The organism is Pseudoduganella sp. GW821-FHT12E03 (assembly GCF_058807115.1).
Window position 1 is genome coordinate 222,429 of sequence record NZ_JBXAQJ010000003.1, and the last position, 19,085, is coordinate 241,513.

Sequence of the window (19,085 nt, forward strand, 5' to 3'; positions counted from 1 at the left end):
ATGACAAATGAAACAATATTCTATACGCAAATCGCCACTATTATCGCGTTCATTATTTCAATTTTCTCCATCTACCGATTGCTTGTAGAACAAAAAGATAGCGTAATCCAACTTCTTAAAGAGAGATTGGCGGAGAAGGAAGGTAAAATTCAAGAACTAAGCTTGCAAACATCTGATGTATTAGTTTCTACACTATCTTCACGTGTAGATATAACACTTAAAGAAATTTCTCGCCTTAAAGAGGATGAGAACAGACATGGACAAGTAATTCATCAAAAAGAAGAAGAACTTCGAATCTTGGAAGCACAGGTCAGCGATTTATTGAAGTTAATTACAGATTCCGATTTGGTTTGCCCTAGCTGCAACACCCCTTTAACTCAACGAATTATTCATCCTATTTATGGGTATGTCGGTGGGCGGGAAGTGGAAGCTGATGAGGAAATCTTAGAGTACGGATGCGGCTTGACGGTTCGTGATGGTATTGAGATAAATCCTTGCAAAAATCAATAGTCGGCGTTTCCATTAGAGAATGGCTCCCAATAGTCCTCCAAGAAGAGGAAGGTTCCAATCGCTTCCCATGCGATCCATCAATCTTGGGGGTATTGATGGGGGTATCATGATAAAAATAACCAAAAAATTCAACCGTAAATAATTGATTTTAAACAAAATAAAAGCACCAAGGTTGATTGCCGCCGTCCCGCCACCGAACAAAATCAAAGGGCTCAAGCATGGGCCCTTTGTTTTTGTTCGGGGTGTTCGCGGCGGGAATCGAATCCGCGTCCGGTACGGACGCGGGGTGGAGCGGGGAATTCGGGCCGCATGCGGCCCGCCCGCGGAACGACGTTCGATTGCAAGCGAACGGCTCTTCGATTCGCCCATTCTCAACCTCGCGCAGCGAGGTTGCGCCCGCGATCAGCGGGCACGCCAGCTCAGCCCGGCACAGTCTTCGCAAGCCAACTCCCCCACCCCGCAAGCACCACAACCATCCTTCACAGTCCACCACCCGCAGCGATTCGCCGCAGCCGCTCCCCCTCAACACATGCCTCGCTCACCAACTGGTCCCAGTCATCCGGCGGACGTCCGTTTTCCAGCATCTTGCGGAACACCCGATAGGCGTCATCACTGCTCTCATAGGCACGCTTGGTGTCGTCGTCGTTGACCCATGCGAACACGATCACCTTGCGTCGTGCGTGGTAGCGGAAGAAGAGACGGTACTGCTGAAAAAACTTGGCCCTGAACCAGTGCTTGTGGTCGTCACCGAGCGTGTTGCCTTGCCGATAGTCCGGCCGTGCCGGGTCTTGCGGGATGATGTCGAAGGCCAACTTGGTGATCGCCGCCAGTCGTTTCGTGGCGTTCTTCTTTACATACTCGACAGACTCCTTTTGCTTGAGCGCCTCGACCTGCTGCGCCAAGGCCTCAAGTTGCGCGAGGAACAGCGGGTGGGCAAAAATCGTCCAACCGTGAATCACGATGGGCGTGGGCTTGCTTGCGCTCATTCATCGTCTACTGAAAGGCTGGCATCGAGATCAACTTCAATGTCAGCGGTCAGCGACTGGAGGTGCTGCACGAGGCTGGCATCAACCGCCTGCAGACGTTCTGGATGGCTGGCGATGTCGCGCGCCAGGAACCCGAGGAACTGGCCCAGCACCGGGTCGTCTTCCTCAGAGGGCTCGGCACGCGACAGTACGACCTCACCGCCAGGGCGGATGGTGTAGTGAATCTTGTCGCGCTTGCCCAGCCGGAGGGCGCGGCGCACGGTTTCCGGCACCGTGGTCTGGTAGCGGTCGGTCAAGGTGGATTCGACTTCGAGGGTGGTAGCCATGGGGCTCTCCGGCCAAAGGGGATTCCTGCATGGTAATGCGATCGCATTACCATGTCAATGCAGATGCATTACCGGTAATGCCCACAGCAACACGGTATTCAGCCGACGCCCTGTCCAGCACAAACCGCCCTCTCCAGCCCCCAAAAAACTCCCGCGCCAGCCTTAGAAAAATATGTGAAAATTCAACAGAATCCTTGCGATTAATCTATGCAAAGATTGTCGAGTCTCCACTAACAGGCAGCGCCTGCGCCAAGCGGAAAACGGCACGCGCGCCACTGGACGTCCTATGTTGGCAACGAACACGGCGCCTTCCCCCGCGGTCCTGCTCTGCCGCTGTGGCTTTCGCCTGTACGCTTTGCCGCTTGCTCCCGTTCGCGAAATCATGCGTGCGCTGCCGGTCAGCCCGGTGCCGGAAATGCCGGACTTTATGCTGGGCCTGGCCATGATCCGGGGCGTACCGGTGCCGGTGGTCGATACCGCCCGCCTCGTTGGCGTGATGCAGGCGGCCCGCATGCCCCTGCCCGGCGACGACAACGATGCAAGCAACCCGCCCGGGTGGCAACCGGACGCCGGCCCGCTGCCGCCATCGCGCTACATCGCCCTGGCGCTGGGCGGGCGCAGCGTCGCGCTGGCTGTGGATGACGTGATCGGCGTGCGCAATGTGCCGGCTGAGGAACTGGCCGACGTGGCGCCGTTGCTCGATGGCGTCGAAGACGGCTTCGTGCAGGCCATCGCCGCGCTTGACCATGAATTGCTGCTGGTGCTGCGCGCCGGCCGCCTGGTGCCGGATGCCATGTGGGCCGCACTGGCGGCGGGGAGCAGCACATGAACCCGGTCAGCATGGCGCCGCAGCCGGCCGAACTCGCGCGCTTCCGCGACATCATTGTCGAACGCCTCGGCTTGCAATTCGATGACGGCAAGTCGGCCATGCTGGCGCGGGTGCTGGCCGCTCACGGAGGCCGCGATTGCGCCGCCTACCTGGACCTGCTGGCCAGTCCGGCAACGGCCGCCGGCGCCGCCCTGCATCGGCTGGCGGCCGACCTGACCGTGACGGAAACCTATTTCTTCCGCAATGCCGAGCAAATCCACGCCTATGCGGAAGTGGCGCTGCCCGCCGGCCAGCAGCGCGCCATGCACGACGGCGGCAAGATCCGCGTGCTGTCCGCCGGTTGCGCCTCCGGCGAAGAACCGTACACCCTGGCGATCGCCGCCCGCGAACTGGCCGGGTTGCCGCCCGCCGGCCTGTACATCCGCGCGGTCGACGCCAATCCCGCCATGCTGGCCAAGGCGGCGCAGGCGCGCTATTCGCAGTGGTCGCTGCGCGAACTGTCCGGCGACATGCTGGCGCGCTGGTTTGCGCGCGACGGTGAAGCGCACGTCCTGCATGACAGCGTGCGCCAGTCGGTGCGCTTCGACATGCGCAACCTGGCCCAGCACGACAACGACCTGTGGGCGCCGTGCAGCTACGACGTGGTCTTTTGCCGCAACGTGCTGATGTATTTTTCGCCGCCCCAGGCCCAGGCCGCCGTGGCGCGCATTGCCGCCGCGCTGGCGCCGGGCGGTTACCTGTTCCTGGGCCATGCGGAAACCCTGCGCGGGCTGTCCAATGACTTCCACCTGTGCCACACGCACGGCACGTTTTACTACCAGCGCAAGCCGCAACTGGGAACGCCCTGCCCGCCCGCCGCCGCCATCCCCGTTGAATTGCCGCCGCCACCGGTCAGGCTGCGCACGCCGCTCAGCGATAACGCCTGGGTCGACGCCATTGCCCAGGCCAGCCGGCGCATCCATACGCTGGCCGATGCGCCGCCCGGCGCGCTCGAGGCAGGATTGGCCGGACTGGCCGGGCTGAATGCCGTGGCCGGCTTGACCGGCATAGTCGCGCGTCCCGGGATGACCGGCGATCCCGCAACCTCAGGTCATCCCGCCACCGCAGCTGATCCCGCCACCGTGGATCATCCCGCAATCGCGGCGAATCCCGGGAACGCGGGCCATCCTGGAAATGGTGACCATCACGGCAACCCTGTCCAGCCCGACCTGCACCTGGCCCTGGCCTGCCTGCACAACCAGCAATTCGCGCAAAGCCTGGCGCATATCGCCGGCATGGGCGCCGAACACCGGCAAGACCCGGACGTGCTGCTGCTGGAAGCCATTTCGCTCAGCCAGAGCGGCGCGCTGCAGGAAGCCGTCAACGTGTGCCGTGCGCTGCTGGCCGTGGATGAATTGAACGCGGGCGCCCAGTATGTGCTGGCCCTGTGCCGCGAAGAGAGCGGCGATGGCGCGGGCGCGCTGCGCCATTACCGCAGCGCCGCCTACCTCGATCCCGGTTTCGCCATGGCGCGCCTACATATCGGCCTGCTCGAGCGCCGCCTGGGCGAACCCGATTGCGCCCGGCGCGACTTGCGGCAGGCGCTGGAATTGCTGCGCCACGAAGACACGCCGCGCCTGCTGCTGTTCGGCGGCGGCTTCCCCCGGCCCGCGCTGCTGGCGCTGTGCCAGGCTGAATTGAATGCACTGGGAGCGGCGCCATGACATCGCCTCCGCGTCTCGCCGGCCTCGACTTGCGCTCGCTGCGCGAACAGTTCGACAACGCGTTCGCATTGCCGCACGCCCCGCCCGCGCCGGGCCGGATCAATTTGCTGGCAGTGCGCATCGGAGGCATGCCATATGCGCTGCGCCTGCAAGACATGCGCGGCTTGCACGCCAACCTGCGCATCCTGGCGCTGCCGTCGCGCGCCCCCGAATTCCTGGGCGTGACCAGCATACGTGGCCAGACCGTACCAGTGTACGACCTGGCCGCCCTTCTGGGCATGGAACCATGCCCGGCGCCGCGCTGGATGGTACTGGTGCAGGCCTCCGCGCCGCTGGCCTTTGCCTTTGACGTGTTCGACGCCCACCTGTGCGTCAACCTGGAACAGGTAACCGCCGCCATGGGTGACAGCGACGGCGGCGGCCAGGCGGTGCAGACCGCCGACGGCGCGCTGCCGCTACTGCCGCTGCGCGGCCTGGCCGACCGTATCGCGCGCCAGTACGGCGCGCGCCCCGGCGGCGTCTAGGAGAACGCACATGGCCAAGGACCCGTACCGTTTCTTCCGCATCGAAGCGCGCGAACTGAGCGAGCAGCTTGGCAAGGGCGTACTGGCGCTGGAACAGGGCGCCGGCACGCCGGAACACATTGCCAGCCTGCTGCGCTGGGCCCATACGCTGAAAGGCGCGGCGCGCGTGGTGCGCCAGGGGGAAATCGCGGACCTGATCCATGGCGTGGAAGACTTGCTGGCGCCGCTGCGTTCCGATCCCACGCCGCTGCCCCGCGCCAGCATCGACCGCCTGCTGGCCGCGATGGACGAAGTCAACGCCTGCCTGGCGCGCCTGCCGGCGGCGGACGGCGCCGAAGGAACGTCCGCCCCGTCGCAACCCGCCGCCCCCTCCGCCATGCCGCCGGCGCAGGATGGCCTGCCCCGCATCGCACGCGCCGATATCGTGGAAGTGGACGTGCTGCTCGAGGGCCTGGGCGAAATCGGCGCGGAACTGGCGGCCATGCGCCGCGCCGCCGGCCAGCTCGATACGCTGCGCGACCTGGCGCTGTCCCAGTCGTCGGCATTGCAAACCAGCGACGACGCCGCGCGCGGCGCCACCACCCTGGCGGCCCGGCTGGCCGTGCTGGAACGGACCATGGCGGCCGGTTTCGAACGCATCGAACGGGAATTGCAGCAAACGCGCGATGCAGCCGAGCGCCTGCGGCTGGTGCCGGTGGCCGGCATATTCAATACCCTGGAGCGTTGCGCGCGCGATGCGGCGCACAGCAGCGGCAAGGAAGTGGCGTTCGCGGCCAGCGGCGGCGCCATGCGGGTCGACGGCGACGTGCTCGATGCCTTGCAGGGCGCGCTGCTGCAACTGGTGCGCAACGCCGTGGCGCATGGTATCGAAGCGCCGGATGCGCGGGCCGCCGCCGGCAAGCCGCGCTCGGGCCGCATCGTGCTGGAAGCCAGCCGGCGCGGCAATATGGCCTGGTTCCGCTGCAGCGACGACGGGCGCGGCATCGACCTCGACGCGGTGCGGCGCAAGCTGGCCCAGCGTGGCGCCCGCGTCCCGGAAGACAGCGCCGGCCTGCTGGCCACCTTGATGCAGGGCGGCATCAGCACCAGCAGCCAGGTGACGGAACTGGCCGGACGCGGCATCGGCATGGACGTGGCGCGCGCCGCCATGGCGCGCATCGGCGGCGCCATGCAGGCCGCCACCAGCGCGGCCGGCGCCGTGTTCGAATTGCGCGTGCCGCTGACGCTGGCCGCGCTGGACGTGCTGCTGCTGGAAGCCGACGGGCAAACCATGGCGCTGCCACTCGACGCCGTGCGCGGCACCATGCGGGTGGCGGTCAACGACGTGGTGCAGGCGCAGGAGGGGCAAGCCGTGGTGTATGAAAACCAGTTGCTGCCGCTGCTGCCGCTGACCTTGGGCGTGAACACGCGCGCGCCGCACCATTGGACGCCGCGCGCACTGACGGCCGTGGTGATCCAGACCCAGTCTGGCTTATTGGCGCTGGCCGCCGCCCGCCTGCGCGGCGTCGACAGCGTGGTGTTGCGCGCCCTGCCCATGCTGGCCCCGGCCGATCCCACCGTGCTCGGCCTGTACCTCGACAACGAAGGCGACCCGCGCATCGTGCTGGACCCGGACCAGCTGGGCGCCGCCCTGTCCGCACGCCGCAGCACGGGGCGCGACAGCGCCCCCGCGATCGCACCGATCCTGGTGGTGGACGATTCGCTGACCACCCGCATGCTGGAAAGCAGCATCCTGGAATCGGCCGGCTACCAGGTCGCGCTGGCCGCGTCGGCCGAGGAAGGGCTGGAAATGGCGGCCAGTACCGCCTACGCGCTGTTCCTGGTGGACGTGGAAATGCCGGGCATGGATGGCTTTGAATTCGTGGCGCGCGTGCGGGCCGATCCGGCGCTGCGCGACACGCCGGCCATCCTGGTGACGTCGCTGGACACGGCGGCGCACAAGAAGCGCGGATTCGACGCCGGCGCGCAGGACTATATCGTCAAGAGTGAATTCGACCAGGGCGCGTTCCTGGCGCGGATCGGGGAGCTGGTGCGGCCATGACACATGCCTGCCATCCCTTGCGCGTGCTGGTGGTGGAAGATTCGCTCACGGTGCGCATGTTCCTGGGCGAAGTGCTGGCCGACGCGCCCGGCTTCGAGGTGGTGGGCCTGGCGCAGGACGGCAAGCAAGCGATTGAAATGTGCCAGGAATTGCGCCCCGACGTGATCTCCATGGACATGATGATGCCGGTCATGAGCGGGCTGGCCGCCACCGAATACATCATGGCGTACTGCCCCACCCCGATCCTGGTGGTGTCCTCGTCGGTCAACCGCGGTGAATTGTTCCGCACCTATGAGGCGCTGTCGGCGGGCGCGGTGGACGTGATCGAAAAGCCAAAACCGCAGCAGGAAGGCTGGGAACAGGCTTACCTGGCGCAATTGCGGCTGGTGGCGCGCGTGAAAGTGATTACGCATTTGCGCGGCAGGAAACCGTTTGCGCCCGCACCCGCCGCGGTAACTGCTCCCGCCCTCCCGCCCGCACCAGCGGCGCCCTACTCCCCGCCGCCTGCCGGCGCGGCAGCCCGCCGTGGCGGCGCCCCGCTGCAACTGGTCGCCATTGGCGCCTCCACCGGCGGCCCGCGCGCCCTGGTCGACGTGCTGGGCGCGCTGCCGGCGGATTTCCCCCTGCCGCTGCTGGTGGTGATCCATATCGCCGACCCGTTCGGCTCCTCGTTCGCCGACTGGCTCGATGGCCAGATCGCGCTGCCGGTGCGGCTGGTCGGCGATGGCGAACGCTTGCCGGAACGCGGCGTGGTGATGGCTGGTCCCGGCCGCCATATGCTGCTGCGCGGCAGCCGCCTGGTGTGCGACAACGGACCGGAACTGCATTCATGCCGGCCGGCGGTCGACGTGCTGTTTGAATCGCTGGCGCGCGAATGCGGCGCCGCTGTGGCGGCGGTGCTGCTGACCGGCATGGGCCAGGATGGCGCGCGCGGCATGCTGGCCCTGCACCGCGCCGGCGCCGTCACCATGGCGCAGGATGAAGCCACGTCGGTGGTGTATGGCATGCCGCGCGAGGCGGCCATGCTGGGCGCGGCGCAGCGTATCCTGCCATTGCAGGAGATCGGGCCCGCGCTGGCGGCCATGGCAGCGCCATCGGCGCCCTCGGGAGATGCGCCATGAAACCGCCGATCCTGATCGTCGACGACAGCCTGACCGTGCGGGCCGACCTGGAAGAAGCGTTTGCCGCGCGCCAGATGCCGACCGTGGCGTGCGCCACCTTGGCCGAAGCGCGCGCCGCCATGGCGCGGCAGACACCCGGCCTGCTGATCCTGGACGTGCTGCTGCCCGACGGCGACGGCGTCGACTTCCTGCAGGAAGTGCGCGCCACGCCGGCCGGCGCCGGCCTGCCGGTGCTGATGCTGTCCACCGAAGCCCAGGTCGGCCACCGCATCCGCGCCATGCACACCGGCTCCAACGACTTCGTCGGCAAGCCCTATGAGCGCGACGCGCTGGTGACGCGCGCCGCCCAGTTGCTGGCCGGCGGCGGCCAGCAACCGGACAGCCCGGCGCCGGTGCTGCTGATCGACGACAGCATCACCTTCCGCGAACAGCTGGCCGAGATGCTGCGCGCCGCCGGTTATCACGTGCAATCGGCGCACAGCGGAGAGGAAGGCTTGCGCATGATGTCTTTGCAGCGCCCCGCCGCGGTGGTGGTCGACGGCGTGCTGCCCGGCATGGATGGCGCGGCCGTGGTGCGCAAGCTGCGCCTCGATGCGGCGCTGCGCGACACGCCCTGCATCCTGCTGACCGGCTCGGTGGACGCCAGCGCCGAGCTGGGCGCGCTCGATTCCGGCGCCGACGCCTTCGTGCGCAAGGAACAGGACGTGGACCTGATCCTGGCCCGCCTGTCGGCCGTGCTGCGCAAGCTGGACGCCAACCGCCCCGCAACGTCCGGCGCCAGCCTGCAGGGCGCGCGCCGCATCCTGGCGGTGGACGACAGCCGCACGTATCTGCATCAGCTGGCCGACGTGCTGGGCGGCGAAGGCTATGACGTGATCCTGGCCGAGTCGGGCGAACAGGCGCTGGCCGTCACGGCGGTGCAGGCAGTCGACTGCATCTTGCTGGACCGGCTGATGCCCGGCATGTCCGGCACGGAAACCTGCCGCCACCTGAAAGGTAACGTGGCGACGCGCGACATCCCGCTGATCATGCTGACGGCGACCGAAGACCACAACGCGATGATCGAAGGCCTGTCCACCGGCGCCGATGACTATGTGCTCAAGTCGGGCGATTTCGACGTGCTCAAAGCCCGCGTGCGGGCGCAATTGCGGCGCAAGCAGTTCGAGGACGAGAGCCGCCGCATCCGCGCGGAACTGGCGGCCAAGGAAATGGAGGCGGCCGAAATGCGCGCCGCCACCGCGCTGGCGCAAAGCCGCGCCGAACTGTTGACCATGCTGGAGCAAAAAAACCGCGACCTGGAAGGGGCCGTGCTGGAATTGCGCGAGCGGCAAGCCGAAGTCGATGAAAAAAACCGCGAACTGGAAGAAGCCAACCGGCTGAAATCCGAATTCCTGTCCACCATGTCGCACGAATTGCGCACGCCGCTCAACGCCATCATTGGTTTTTCCGACTTGCTGGCGGGCGGCGTGGTCGGGCCGCTCACTGAAAAACAGCGCACCTGCGTCGGCCACGTGCTGACCAGCGGCCGCCACCTGCTGGAGCTGATCAACGATATCCTCGACTTGTCCAAGGTGGAAGCGGGCAAGATGACGCTGGACCTGGAACAGGTGGCGGTGGACGCCGAACTGGAACGGTCGCTGTCGATCGTACAGGACGCGGCCCGCCGGCGCGGCATTGCGCTGGAATACCAGCGTTGCGCGGAATTGCCCGCGCTGTTGGCCGACTTGCGCAAGTTGCGCCAGATCGCCTACAACCTGTTGTCAAACGCGGTCAAGTTCAGCCGGGACGGCGGCCAGGTGGTGCTGTCGGCCCGCCGCGTGGCGCGCTCAAGCATTGCCTGCCGCGCGGACGGGGCCTGGCGCAGCCGCCTGCTGCCGTTGCCGCCGGCGACCGTTAGCGTGGAGCATGGGGAATTCCTGGAAATCCAAGTGCGCGACCATGGCGACGGGATCGCAGCGGCCGACCTGGCGCACCTGTTCGAAAACTTCCGCCAGCTCGACAGCTCGACGTCGCGCATGCACGAAGGCAGCGGCCTGGGCCTGGCGCTGGTAGCGCGCCTGGCGCAAATGCACGGCGGCACCGTGGGCGTGGCCAGCGCCACCGGACAGGGCAGCGCGTTTTATGTCTGGCTGCCAATGCTGCAAACAGGGAATTGATATGGCTCGCATACTGATCGTGGAAGATTCGCCCGCCAACATGCAATTGTTCAGCATTGTGCTGGAAAGCGACGGGCACACCCTGCTGGGCGCCGAACGCGCGCAAACCGGTATCGAACTGGCGCGCGAACACCTGCCGGATCTGATCCTGATGGATATCCAGCTGCCCGGCATGGATGGCGTCGCGGCGCTGGGCGTGCTGCGCGCCGATCCCCGCACGCGCAACATCCCGGTGGTGGCGCTGACCGCCTATGCGATGAAGGGCGACCGTGAAAAACTGCTGGCGTCCGGCTTCAACGCTTATATCGAAAAACCAATCGATTACGTAACATTCCTGCAACAAGTTACCGCACTGACAACCCGGGAGCAAAGCTGATGAATAACAACTGGACCTTTGGCCGGAAGCTGGCGGTCGGTTTCGCGGTTTCCTCCACCTTTTTACTGGCCATCGGGCTGGTGGCGTACTGGAGCATCTACATGCTGATCGCCACCGCCGGTTCGGTCACCCATACCCATAAAGTGCTGGAACAGGTCAGCAACCTGGTCAGCCAGATGAAAGATGCGGAAACCGGGCAGCGCGGCTTCCTGCTGACGGGCGACCCGGCCTACCTGGAGCCCTATGAACAGGCGCTGCGCAGTGCGCCAACGCTGGTCAACGAGTTGCGCACCTTGACGCAGGACAACCCTGCCCAGCAGCAGCGCATTACGCAGGCCGAAGCGCTGGTGACGGCCAAATTCGCGGAATTGAAAAAAACCATCGATGTCCGCCGCGCCGGCCGCGCCGACGAAGCGTTGCGCATCGTGACCAGCGGCGATGGCAAAAAAGCCATGGACGACTTGCGCCAGGTCACTAATGCCATGGCGCGCGAGGAGCGCGACTTGCTCACCAAGCGCAGCCAGGAAGCGGAATCCACGTCCACCAATGCGAAATTGACCATCGTCTGGGGCACGGTGTTTTGCCTGTTGTTTGTCATCGGCGCCGGCTACACCATTACCCGTTCGCTGACGGACCGCCTCGGCCAGGCGGTCAGCCACGTGCAGAGTTCGTCGGCGGAATTGCAGGCGGCCGCCACCCAGCAAGCCACCGGTTCAAAAGAACAAGCCGGCGCCATGAGTGAAATCAGCACCACCATCAGTGAATTGGGCGTGACGTCGCGCCAAATAGCCGAAAGCGCGCAACGCGTGGCGCAAATTGCCGAACAAACTGCCGGCGCGGCTCGCAATGGCAGTGGCACGGTAGAAAAGGGACAGGAATCAATTAGCGGTATCCGGCGCCAAACCGACCTGGTGGTCAGCCATATGCTGGACCTAGGCCGTAAATCGCAGGAAATTGGCGCGGTATTGGATATCGTATCGGAATTGGCGGAGCAAACTAATATCCTGGCGATTAACGCGACGATTGAAGCATCCGGCGCCGGCGAGGCCGGGCGGCGCTTTGCCGTGGTGGCCGAAGAAATCCGCAAACTCGCCGACCGCGTGGCTGCTTCCACCAAAGGAATACGCACGCAAATTGAAGACGTGCGCGGTGCCGTGAATACCACGGTCATGGCGACTGAAAGCAGCGCTAAAACAGTCGACCAGGGCGCGCGTCAATTTGCCGAAGTGGCCGAAGCATTCCGCCAGATAGCCGCGCTGGTTGCCACCACCACCGAAGCGGTACGGGAAATTGAATTATCGACAAAACAGCAAGCCACCGCGGCTGAACAAGTGCGTATTGCCGTAACGGATGTGGCGCAAGCCACGCAGGAAACCGAAGCCAGTTCAGCGCAAACTTTACAAACGGCATCACAATTAGCGGGATTATCGACGGATTTGCGCAGGCTGGTGCATCCGCAAGCGGTATAGAGATGACCGGCAATTGGATTATTTCTAATTGCCATTCAATGCACTGCCGATCTCGCGCGTTATTGGCGGTAAATAATTAGCCGGCATCCTGTTCAAATTCACCGCCCTCAGAGATTTCCACCATATATAGTTGCGCGCCCCATGAATTACTCATGGTTCAGCTCGAAATCACCAACACCAATCGTTAAACGCACTCACCGGCAACCTTGCATCCAACCATACCCATGGGAGGCTGGACCAGGGCATCTTGTGGCTGCAAAGGGCATAAATTGCCCTTTTTAAGCCAATATCTGGCGTGATCACGCTACTTTCCGGCATTAACCGCTACGCTGCCGTGGCTCGGAGCGGAATCCGCCATAAAAACCACGCGATTAACGTCATTCGATCCGTGCGCTAGCCCGAAACCCATTCCCGTATATTTCCTTCGGCGGGCAGGCATTCCGCCTCCCGCAAATCCGTCAAAGGAGTTAATCATGGCTCAATCCAAATCCACCGGCAGCCAAAACCGGCAGTCGGCCAATGAAGTGGACAGTGACACCAAGAAAACCACGAAAAAAGACAAGGCCAGTAAATCGACAGTCAGCCAATCGAAAACCGGCACTGATAAAGGTACTGCAAAGAAACAAAGCAAGCGGTGATGCAAAACAGTGCACCCAGGCTAATGCATGAGTGCACTGTTTCCAATTACCAAAGGTGCGCCACATCATTTCAAGGAAGAATAAGATCGAACTCCACCCACCATCAAGGAGACCTATCATGGCTATCGATAAGTCGCAGGACCAGAAGCAACATCCTCAGGTGCAGAAGTCGCAGAACCAGCAGAACCAGCCATCACAAAACCAGCAGTCGCAAAACCAGCAACAGAATAAACAGCAAGATAAGCAGCAAGACAGCCGGATTAATCCCCACACCACCCAAACTGGCAATCAACAATCCGGGCGAGGTTCCGGCAGCCAATCCGGTGGCATGAGTGATACCGAGCGAAGCAGTAATGTTCAGCGCGACTATTCTTCCCAGCAAGATAAATCGGATAAACGTTCCTGATAGAAATCAGCGAGTCAGTGAATTCTGCCTTGGAAGAAAAACTATTTCTTCCAAGGCATTTGTACGTGGTGTGCGACAGATAATTGCTACCCGCCCTATCATGATGGACCGGCGTCAATAAAGGAGACCCATCATGACTGTCGAGAATAACCCGCGTGGCCGTAAATTCGAGCAAGCCACCCATTCCGGCCACGCCAGCCTGGCCGGCGTCGGCGCTAAAACCGGCAATCCCTATCCGACCGGCAATCGCCAATCCGATACCCGCACCGACGATTTATTATCCGGCGGCGTCACGGAAACCGAGCGTTCCGGCAGCTTTCAAAAAGACCATAAAGCAGAAGATCTGGAAAAAGGCCTTGGCAAGCAACCGGGCAATCAGCAATAGGCTCAAATAGGCTCAGGACGGGAAGTGCTCGATGTGCACTTCACCCCGGCGTCCAAAATAGCTGACGTGGCGTCCGGCAATCCAGACCGTATAGCCAACGCAACCGGCCGCCATGGCCAATCGCATAAATTGCGGATACTGGATTTCACCCCGCTGTGAACCCACGATGGCAGCCTTGATCGCGGCCGCGTCGAACGCGTTCCCGATCGGCGTCTCTGGTACGGGCAAGGCAAGCGCATGGGCGTTGTCGTCCGGTAAATAGTAAGTGGTGCTGCGGGCCCGGAAATCGGCATGGTAGGCTGGCACGCCTGCTTCAGCCAGCGCCGCCACGACTTGCCCGAAATGGATGGTTCCCGCATGGGATGCCCGGGCACAGGTTTCAATCACGTCAATTGCATTGCTCATCGTAGTTTCCCCGCCGGTTACTCCACCGGCACATGTTTCAATTGATGGACGCGGACCAGGTCTTGCATGGCCTGCATCAGCGCCATTCGGCTTGATTCCGGCAAATGGCCGAAGAATTGTGCATCGTTGTCGTCCGCAATCCGCGCCAACTCCGGTACCAGCGCCAGCCCGGCCTCTGTCAAGGCGAGAAATTGCGCACGCCGGTCCGCCAGGCTGGCAGTCCGGTTTACCAGCCCTTTGTCTTCCAGACGAGCAACAATTTTCGACACGGCGCCCTTGGTCATGCCCAGCGCGTCGATCAAGTCCCCCGGCGTGGACTCCCCAGCTCCATACAGCTGGCGCAGCGCGACCCATTCAGATACCGAGACGCCGGCCTCTTCCACTTTGCGCTGGAATTGGCCGGAGACGTGGTTGGAGACGTAGCGCAGCCAAAAGCCCAGGTGGGAATCGAGACCGCTAATCGGATGCGGAGAAGCTGGCATAGAAATGGGGTTGATAGGAATAGCGTGAATTTTAGTTTCCACAGAAACTAAATGCAAGAAAAAAATTGCCCATGCGTCTTTATTCGACGCATGGACATGAGGCAAAATTACTGGGAGGTAAGGCTAGATAGCTGGTGCTGCAACTTGGAAATCAAGACAGCCTGCTCATCAACAGTGGCGGACAGTTGCTGGATGGCTTTCACGATGGGAGCAAGCAACTCGTCGTAGCGCAGACCTTGCCTCGATGCCGGATCATTCTTGTCCACCAGAATGTGCAAGCCAACATTCTTGGGGCCAAGCGCCTGCTGCACTTCCTGTGCCAGAAATCCATAATGCAAACGAGTGCCAAGTTTAGGAACAACCTTGGTTGGACAGAACAACCCGTCACTTGGCCCAACAAAGTCCTCGTCGTCAACGACTTCATTCTGGCTCACTTTCCAGCGGTATTGGACCGGGCGCAGAGTCCTGATGAAATCCAGACCCTCACTCAGGTTTTCGATATCTTGCTTGTCCCGTTCATCCGAAGTTTGGATGGTGCCGGTCATGGCATATATCGTTGCCCAACGATAGTTCCCCTCGCCACAGTTGTAGGCATTGTCAGCTTTGGGAGCAATGCCATTAAAGATCGCCTGCCCTGAATTGCCGCTCATTGCATTCGTCTCAAGGCGCCCTGCCATCCTGATGGCTACAATCCCTTCCGCTTGAACACCCGCATACGACGCGTTGTGACTTTTGCCAGACAGTGCCGGCGCGATTGGCGATGCCAAGTTATCATAAGAAGCACGACAACCTCCCAGGAACGCAGCTGACGTATGTATGCTGCCAGCAATGTTCCGTACCCAAAAATTTCCACTGCCAATATTGATTTCAACGCCGTTTAACTCGCCACCATTCACCTTGCTTGCAGAGACAGTGCCTGAGACCAGCAAATTTCCATCGATATACTCAGTCAACTCATACCAGACATTAAAACTGTAGAACTTAGTCATGCTGAAGGTAGAACCATTGGTAAGGGTAACAATGTCACCATTGACAGCAAAGTAATACCCTTTATTGCTTAATACTGCCAAGGCATCGTTGTCGGTCCATGCCGAGTAACCGCTGCCAACGAGCCTCACCGATCCGCGCGGCCCCGGGTTTCCGGGCCCCCCCTTATCTCCCTTGTCTCCCTTATCTCCCTTGTCTCCTTTGTCGCCCTTATCCCCTTTGTCACCATCCTGCCCCGGATCGCCTGGATTGCCCTGCGCCCCGGTCTTGGACTTGGACAAGGTAAACCGCTTTACCACATCCGGATACCCCGCCCGGGACGCGGTGATATCCACGTATCCGCTGTCGACGTAGGCCGCCATGCCATGAATCGTCAACGCATTCGCGGAAGCACTATAGACAACACTGCTGCCGGAGGAAGCCGGGCCATATGAAAACGTGTACCAGCCGGTCACGTTCGCAGTACCGGAGTACAACGTCATCGTGGTCGAAGCCCCCACGGTTGACAACACATTGCCGTACACATCACATGGCAATGTATGCGCCTCATTGCTGAGGACTGCGACAACGGCATCCATGCCCTCCCGCACCTTGGCCACCGTCATCTTGTCCGTCTGCCCATCGCAACTGACCTGGATGGTGGCGTAATCCGTGGCCAGGTCCATGTAGTGGATCACCTTCTCGAACGGGTTTGCGCCGGCCGATAACGTGGCGGTCCCCGCCACGACGGTCCAGACCGGCGAGCCTGTCAAGTTTTGTGCGCGTGCCGACACGGTCACCGACGAAGGCGATGCAGCGCCAGTCTTGGAAACCTGGAAAATCTGCGACGTGGCGCCCAGCGAAATCACTTTCGCATTGCTGCCGTTTTTCGCCATTAACTGCGGGGCCGCCCACTCGACTGGCTCGATAGTATCGCTCGCGCTCGCGCTGGCAGCTGTCGCCGTGGCGACATACAGATAATCCCCGCCGATGTCGTCCGGCACACGGGTGCTCCATCCATTGTTCAGCCCTGCCAGCGCACCACCGTCAAACGTATATGTCGCTGCCAGGGTCGGCAATGGCGGCGCGCCAATGGCCGTGGTGCGCTGATAGATATAGACCGTGGCCCCGTTCAAGCCATTCTGGGAAAACAATACCGGCGTGGCCCACTCACCCGCGCCAATACTATCCGTCACCCCACTCCCCACCGCCGAAGCCGCCGCCACATACAGCGGATCAGTCCCCGCAGGAATGGTCTTGCTCCAGCCATTGGCCAGCGCATTGCCGGCTGGCGCCGTGATGGTGCCGGACGCAAAGGTGAAGGTCACCGCTCCCGGACTATCGGACGGCGCCGCAGCGGCGCGCTTGTAGGCATACACCATGGCCTGGGACTGGCCACTGGCGCCATCCGTCGCCAGCAGCGACGCCGACCATTCGCCGGCGGGGATGGTATCGGTCGCTTCCGTGCTGGCCGCCGTGGCCTGGCTGATATGCAGGAAGGCGCCACCCGATGACGGAATCGTGCGCGACCAGCCATTGTTCAGGCCAGCCAGCGCACCGTCTGTGAATGTGTACGTGACAGGCGCGCCAGGCAGCGCGGGCGGCGTGGCCGACGCCGTGCGCTGGTAAATAAACACGGTCGCCGTGTTCAACCCCTTCGCACCATTCTGCGCCAGCAGCACGGCCCCCGACCATTCAGCGGCTGCCACATTGTCGGCCGCCAGGAATCCGGACGCGCTGGCCACCGACACATACAGCGGATCGGTCCCCGCCGGAATGGTCTTGGTCCAGCCATTGGCCAGCGCGTCCGTGGCAGGCTGCGTGATCCGCTTCGCGGCAAAGTCGTAGGTGACGTCGCCCGGTTTGTCCGACGGCGCCGTGGCGGCGCGCTTGTACGCATACAGCTGTGCCGTACTCTGTCCCTGCACACCTTCCTTGATGCGCTGGATCCGTTGCACGGCGCTGTAGTGCTGGCCGTTCTCCGTCACGCTGGCCGTGATTTCCACCGTATCGGCCAGCACTTGCGCATAGCTCAGCGTCGCCAGCAGGGAGTCGGGCGCCACGTCCAACCCACCCTGGACACCCACCACCGTCCATTGCACCGTGCCCTTGATGTTCACCAGTTGCGCGCGCAGGCTGATCGTGGCTGGCAGTCCGCCGCCTGCCACGTCCACCCGGAACAGCGGCGCATCCGCACTCAACAGGATTGCCTTGCCGGCGCGCGGATCCGTATCGCGCACCTGTGCGGCCTGCAACAGCACATCGCGTTCATTGACCACTATACTCATACCATCACTCCCACTTTAACGGTGCCGCCATCCCACTCGGGCGCCAGCGACACCACCACACCCGGTACGCCCCCGTCCAGGCCATAACGGCGGTGCCGCAAGGTCACCGCCTGCCCCAGTTCCAGCTGCAGCAGCTCGGCATAGCCGTCGAACTCAAACACCGAACGCTGCACTTTGCGCAGCGCCAGTTCACGCAGGGCTTCGACCTGCGCATCGGTGCGCCGCAACAGGCACGTATCGCGCTGCGCGGGCTCCCCGTGCAGGCGGTACGCTTGCTGGACAGCGGCATCGCTCACGGTTTCCGTCAGCCATTCCGAGGCAAACAAGTCCCGGTGTCCTGCGGGAATCGAGGTCTGCAAACCGGGTTGCACCGTCCAGTTGCGGCAAAAACCCACCTTGACTGCCGCCGCCACGCCGGGACGCCCGGCCAGCCGCAGCGAGCCTTGCCGAATGTGGCTCTCCGTGATGGAAAACGGCGTCCCGCCGGCAGGCAGCGCCAGCTTCACCAGGCGCAATTTGCCCGCCCGCGTCATCGCCAGGCAGGCGCCGACACTGGCCGCCAGCTGGCGGCACACTTCCAGCACGTTGTCACGCTCGGCCACATACCAGCCCACCGGCTGCGGGTGCGCCGCCTCGAACGCCTCAAACGACGCCGTATCGAGATCGCTTTCCGTGAAACGGTCCTCCTCCTTGCCGTAGTTCGTGACGATGCGCCGGATCAGTTGGCCGACCGTGTTGCGGTAGCTGCCGGCCTTCTCGCCCTGCACGCTGGCCGTAATGGCGCCGGCCGGCTGCGCCAACAGACGGAATTTCCCGTTGACGGGTGTCGCCGTGACGGTGACGGGTTTGCCGTTGTCGCGCACTTCGATCACGCCTTCGATCGCGCCATCGTGCACCTGGTATTCCAACGTGACGGCATCGGCCAGCAGCGGCGTCACGTTGTGCACTTCGCCAAACGCCAGCGGCAGCAAGGCATCCTTGTTGACGCCATTGCCCCCCAGCTTGCGTTCCGTGATGGGCGTATTGAGCCGCTGCATCTTGTCGCGCAATTTCAGGTTCAGGGTGGTGCGGTCGCGGCTGTCGATATCGGCGACCACGCCATCAAACAGCAGCCGGAATTGGCCGCGCGTCCAGCGGGCATCCCCCAGCCAGGCTTTCACCGGCTGGTTGACCCACAAATCGTTCAGCCAGCTGTCGCGCTGTCCTTCGTGGTTTTCCAGCGCGACGTCACCATAGGACAGGCTGGTTTCGCCATCGAGCGACATCTGTTCGGAAAACGATGGCGGCCCAGCCAGTATCGGCTCGTAGGCGAGATTGGCCGGACTGTCGCCCGGCCCTGTCACGTACGGCCGGCTCGACAGGTAACGAGTCGTCGCCTCACCATCAACCACCACGCCGACTTCGAGCAAGATCAGCCGCAATGCCGACGCGCTGGCCAGCCATGACTGGAATTCGTTATCTGCCATGATGCTCA

At 62.8% G+C, this 19,085-nt stretch carries 18 protein-coding genes; 12 read left to right on the forward strand and 6 right to left on the reverse strand.

Going from position 1 to position 19,085, the window contains the following annotated elements:
- Window positions 1–510, forward strand: coding sequence for a hypothetical protein (locus AC1RRC_RS08805; RefSeq protein WP_493054909.1), 510 nt, complete (start codon window positions 1–3; stop codon window positions 508–510).
- 479 nt (window positions 511–989) lie between these two features.
- Here the strand turns inward: AC1RRC_RS08805 and AC1RRC_RS08810 are convergent, their stop codons facing one another.
- Both AC1RRC_RS08810 and AC1RRC_RS08815 read right to left on the reverse strand, forming a co-directional pair.
- The gene (locus AC1RRC_RS08810) at window positions 990–1,496 is read right to left on the reverse strand and encodes a type II toxin-antitoxin system YhaV family toxin (RefSeq protein WP_493054910.1); all 507 of its coding nucleotides are present in this window, start codon (window positions 1,494–1,496) and stop codon (window positions 990–992) included.
- On the reverse strand, window positions 1,493–1,822 hold the full coding sequence (locus tag AC1RRC_RS08815) for a type II toxin-antitoxin system PrlF family antitoxin (RefSeq protein ID WP_493054911.1): 330 nt from the start codon (window positions 1,820–1,822) through the stop codon (window positions 1,493–1,495). Before AC1RRC_RS08815 ends, AC1RRC_RS08810 begins: the two co-directional genes overlap by 4 nt.
- Window positions 1,823–2,108: 286 nt before the next feature.
- Here AC1RRC_RS08815 and AC1RRC_RS08820 point away from each other — a divergent pair, with 286 nt between their 5' ends.
- From AC1RRC_RS08820 to AC1RRC_RS08870, 11 genes are all read left to right on the forward strand, one after another.
- Window positions 2,109–2,651 carry a chemotaxis protein CheW gene (locus tag AC1RRC_RS08820; protein WP_493054912.1) on the forward strand — a complete coding sequence of 181 codons (543 nt, stop codon included), beginning with the start codon at window positions 2,109–2,111 and terminating at the stop codon, window positions 2,649–2,651.
- Window positions 2,648–4,354, forward strand: a complete 1,707-nt coding sequence (locus tag AC1RRC_RS08825) for a CheR family methyltransferase (RefSeq protein ID WP_493054913.1) — start codon at window positions 2,648–2,650, stop codon at window positions 4,352–4,354. Before AC1RRC_RS08820 ends, AC1RRC_RS08825 begins: the two co-directional genes overlap by 4 nt.
- Entirely contained in the window at window positions 4,351–4,878 is a 528-nt protein-coding gene (locus AC1RRC_RS08830) for a chemotaxis protein CheW (RefSeq protein WP_493054914.1), read from the forward strand. Before AC1RRC_RS08825 ends, AC1RRC_RS08830 begins: the two co-directional genes overlap by 4 nt.
- 10 nt (window positions 4,879–4,888) lie before the next feature.
- Complete coding sequence (locus AC1RRC_RS08835; RefSeq protein WP_493054915.1) at window positions 4,889–6,919, forward strand: response regulator; 2,031 nt, start codon at window positions 4,889–4,891, stop codon at window positions 6,917–6,919.
- On the forward strand, window positions 6,916–8,040 hold the full coding sequence (gene cheB, locus AC1RRC_RS08840; RefSeq protein ID WP_493054916.1) for a chemotaxis-specific protein-glutamate methyltransferase CheB: 1,125 nt from the start codon (window positions 6,916–6,918) through the stop codon (window positions 8,038–8,040). Before AC1RRC_RS08835 ends, cheB begins: the two co-directional genes overlap by 4 nt.
- Window positions 8,037–10,196 (forward strand): response regulator, encoded by a 2,160-nt coding sequence (locus AC1RRC_RS08845; protein WP_493054917.1) that lies wholly within the window; start codon window positions 8,037–8,039, stop codon window positions 10,194–10,196. Before cheB ends, AC1RRC_RS08845 begins: the two co-directional genes overlap by 4 nt.
- Window position 10,197: 1 nt before the next feature.
- Window positions 10,198–10,572: a response regulator gene (locus AC1RRC_RS08850; RefSeq protein ID WP_493054918.1), complete on the forward strand. Its 375-nt coding sequence runs from the start codon at window positions 10,198–10,200 to the stop codon at window positions 10,570–10,572.
- On the forward strand, window positions 10,572–12,041 hold the full coding sequence (locus tag AC1RRC_RS08855) for a CHASE3 domain-containing protein (protein WP_493054919.1): 1,470 nt from the start codon (window positions 10,572–10,574) through the stop codon (window positions 12,039–12,041). Before AC1RRC_RS08850 ends, AC1RRC_RS08855 begins: the two co-directional genes overlap by 1 nt.
- A gap of 473 nt (window positions 12,042–12,514) precedes the next feature.
- A complete protein-coding gene (locus AC1RRC_RS08860) occupies window positions 12,515–12,679 on the forward strand; it encodes a hypothetical protein (protein WP_493054920.1) in 165 nt (54 codons plus the stop codon).
- 118 nt (window positions 12,680–12,797) lie between these two features.
- On the forward strand, window positions 12,798–13,085 hold the full coding sequence (locus AC1RRC_RS08865; protein WP_493054921.1) for a hypothetical protein: 288 nt from the start codon (window positions 12,798–12,800) through the stop codon (window positions 13,083–13,085).
- Window positions 13,086–13,218: 133 nt separating this feature from the next.
- Window positions 13,219–13,470 (forward strand): hypothetical protein, encoded by a 252-nt coding sequence (locus AC1RRC_RS08870; RefSeq protein WP_493054922.1) that lies wholly within the window; start codon window positions 13,219–13,221, stop codon window positions 13,468–13,470.
- Window positions 13,471–13,482: 12 nt separating this feature from the next.
- Here the strand turns inward: AC1RRC_RS08870 and AC1RRC_RS08875 are convergent, their stop codons facing one another.
- The 4 genes from AC1RRC_RS08875 to AC1RRC_RS08890 form a co-directional block, all read right to left on the reverse strand.
- Window positions 13,483–13,875, reverse strand: a complete 393-nt coding sequence (locus tag AC1RRC_RS08875) for a DUF1398 domain-containing protein (protein WP_493054923.1) — start codon at window positions 13,873–13,875, stop codon at window positions 13,483–13,485.
- Window positions 13,876–13,892: 17 nt separating this feature from the next.
- Window positions 13,893–14,399 (reverse strand): MarR family winged helix-turn-helix transcriptional regulator, encoded by a 507-nt coding sequence (locus AC1RRC_RS08880; protein ID WP_493054924.1) that lies wholly within the window; start codon window positions 14,397–14,399, stop codon window positions 13,893–13,895.
- A 65-nt stretch (window positions 14,400–14,464) separates the two neighbouring features.
- Window positions 14,465–17,611, reverse strand: a complete 3,147-nt coding sequence (locus tag AC1RRC_RS08885; protein ID WP_493054925.1) for a tail fiber domain-containing protein — start codon at window positions 17,609–17,611, stop codon at window positions 14,465–14,467.
- Entirely contained in the window at window positions 17,608–19,077 is a 1,470-nt protein-coding gene (locus AC1RRC_RS08890) for a hypothetical protein (RefSeq protein ID WP_493054926.1), read from the reverse strand. The genes AC1RRC_RS08885 and AC1RRC_RS08890 overlap by 4 nt, the downstream gene beginning before the upstream one ends.
- Window positions 19,078–19,085 lie beyond the last annotated feature (8 nt).

Excerpts from the sequence above, each read along its gene's own strand:
- AC1RRC_RS08805 (WP_493054909.1), top strand. The coding sequence starts at position 1 with ATGACAAATGAAACAATATTCTATACGCAAATCGCCACTATTATCGCG.
- AC1RRC_RS08810 (WP_493054910.1), bottom strand. The coding sequence starts at position 1,496 with ATGAGCGCAAGCAAGCCCACGCCCATCGTGATTCACGGTTGGACGATT.
- AC1RRC_RS08815 (WP_493054911.1), bottom strand. The coding sequence starts at position 1,822 with ATGGCTACCACCCTCGAAGTCGAATCCACCTTGACCGACCGCTACCAG.
- AC1RRC_RS08820 (WP_493054912.1), top strand. The coding sequence starts at position 2,109 with ATGTTGGCAACGAACACGGCGCCTTCCCCCGCGGTCCTGCTCTGCCGC.
- AC1RRC_RS08825 (WP_493054913.1), top strand. The coding sequence starts at position 2,648 with ATGAACCCGGTCAGCATGGCGCCGCAGCCGGCCGAACTCGCGCGCTTC.
- AC1RRC_RS08830 (WP_493054914.1), top strand. The coding sequence starts at position 4,351 with ATGACATCGCCTCCGCGTCTCGCCGGCCTCGACTTGCGCTCGCTGCGC.
- AC1RRC_RS08835 (WP_493054915.1), top strand. The coding sequence starts at position 4,889 with ATGGCCAAGGACCCGTACCGTTTCTTCCGCATCGAAGCGCGCGAACTG.
- cheB (WP_493054916.1), top strand. The coding sequence starts at position 6,916 with ATGACACATGCCTGCCATCCCTTGCGCGTGCTGGTGGTGGAAGATTCG.
- AC1RRC_RS08845 (WP_493054917.1), top strand. The coding sequence starts at position 8,037 with ATGAAACCGCCGATCCTGATCGTCGACGACAGCCTGACCGTGCGGGCC.
- AC1RRC_RS08850 (WP_493054918.1), top strand. The coding sequence starts at position 10,198 with ATGGCTCGCATACTGATCGTGGAAGATTCGCCCGCCAACATGCAATTG.
- AC1RRC_RS08855 (WP_493054919.1), top strand. The coding sequence starts at position 10,572 with ATGAATAACAACTGGACCTTTGGCCGGAAGCTGGCGGTCGGTTTCGCG.
- AC1RRC_RS08860 (WP_493054920.1), top strand. The coding sequence starts at position 12,515 with ATGGCTCAATCCAAATCCACCGGCAGCCAAAACCGGCAGTCGGCCAAT.
- AC1RRC_RS08865 (WP_493054921.1), top strand. The coding sequence starts at position 12,798 with ATGGCTATCGATAAGTCGCAGGACCAGAAGCAACATCCTCAGGTGCAG.
- AC1RRC_RS08870 (WP_493054922.1), top strand. The coding sequence starts at position 13,219 with ATGACTGTCGAGAATAACCCGCGTGGCCGTAAATTCGAGCAAGCCACC.
- AC1RRC_RS08875 (WP_493054923.1), bottom strand. The coding sequence starts at position 13,875 with ATGAGCAATGCAATTGACGTGATTGAAACCTGTGCCCGGGCATCCCAT.
- AC1RRC_RS08885 (WP_493054925.1), bottom strand. The coding sequence starts at position 17,611 with ATGAGTATAGTGGTCAATGAACGCGATGTGCTGTTGCAGGCCGCACAG.
- AC1RRC_RS08890 (WP_493054926.1), bottom strand. The coding sequence starts at position 19,077 with ATGGCAGATAACGAATTCCAGTCATGGCTGGCCAGCGCGTCGGCATTG.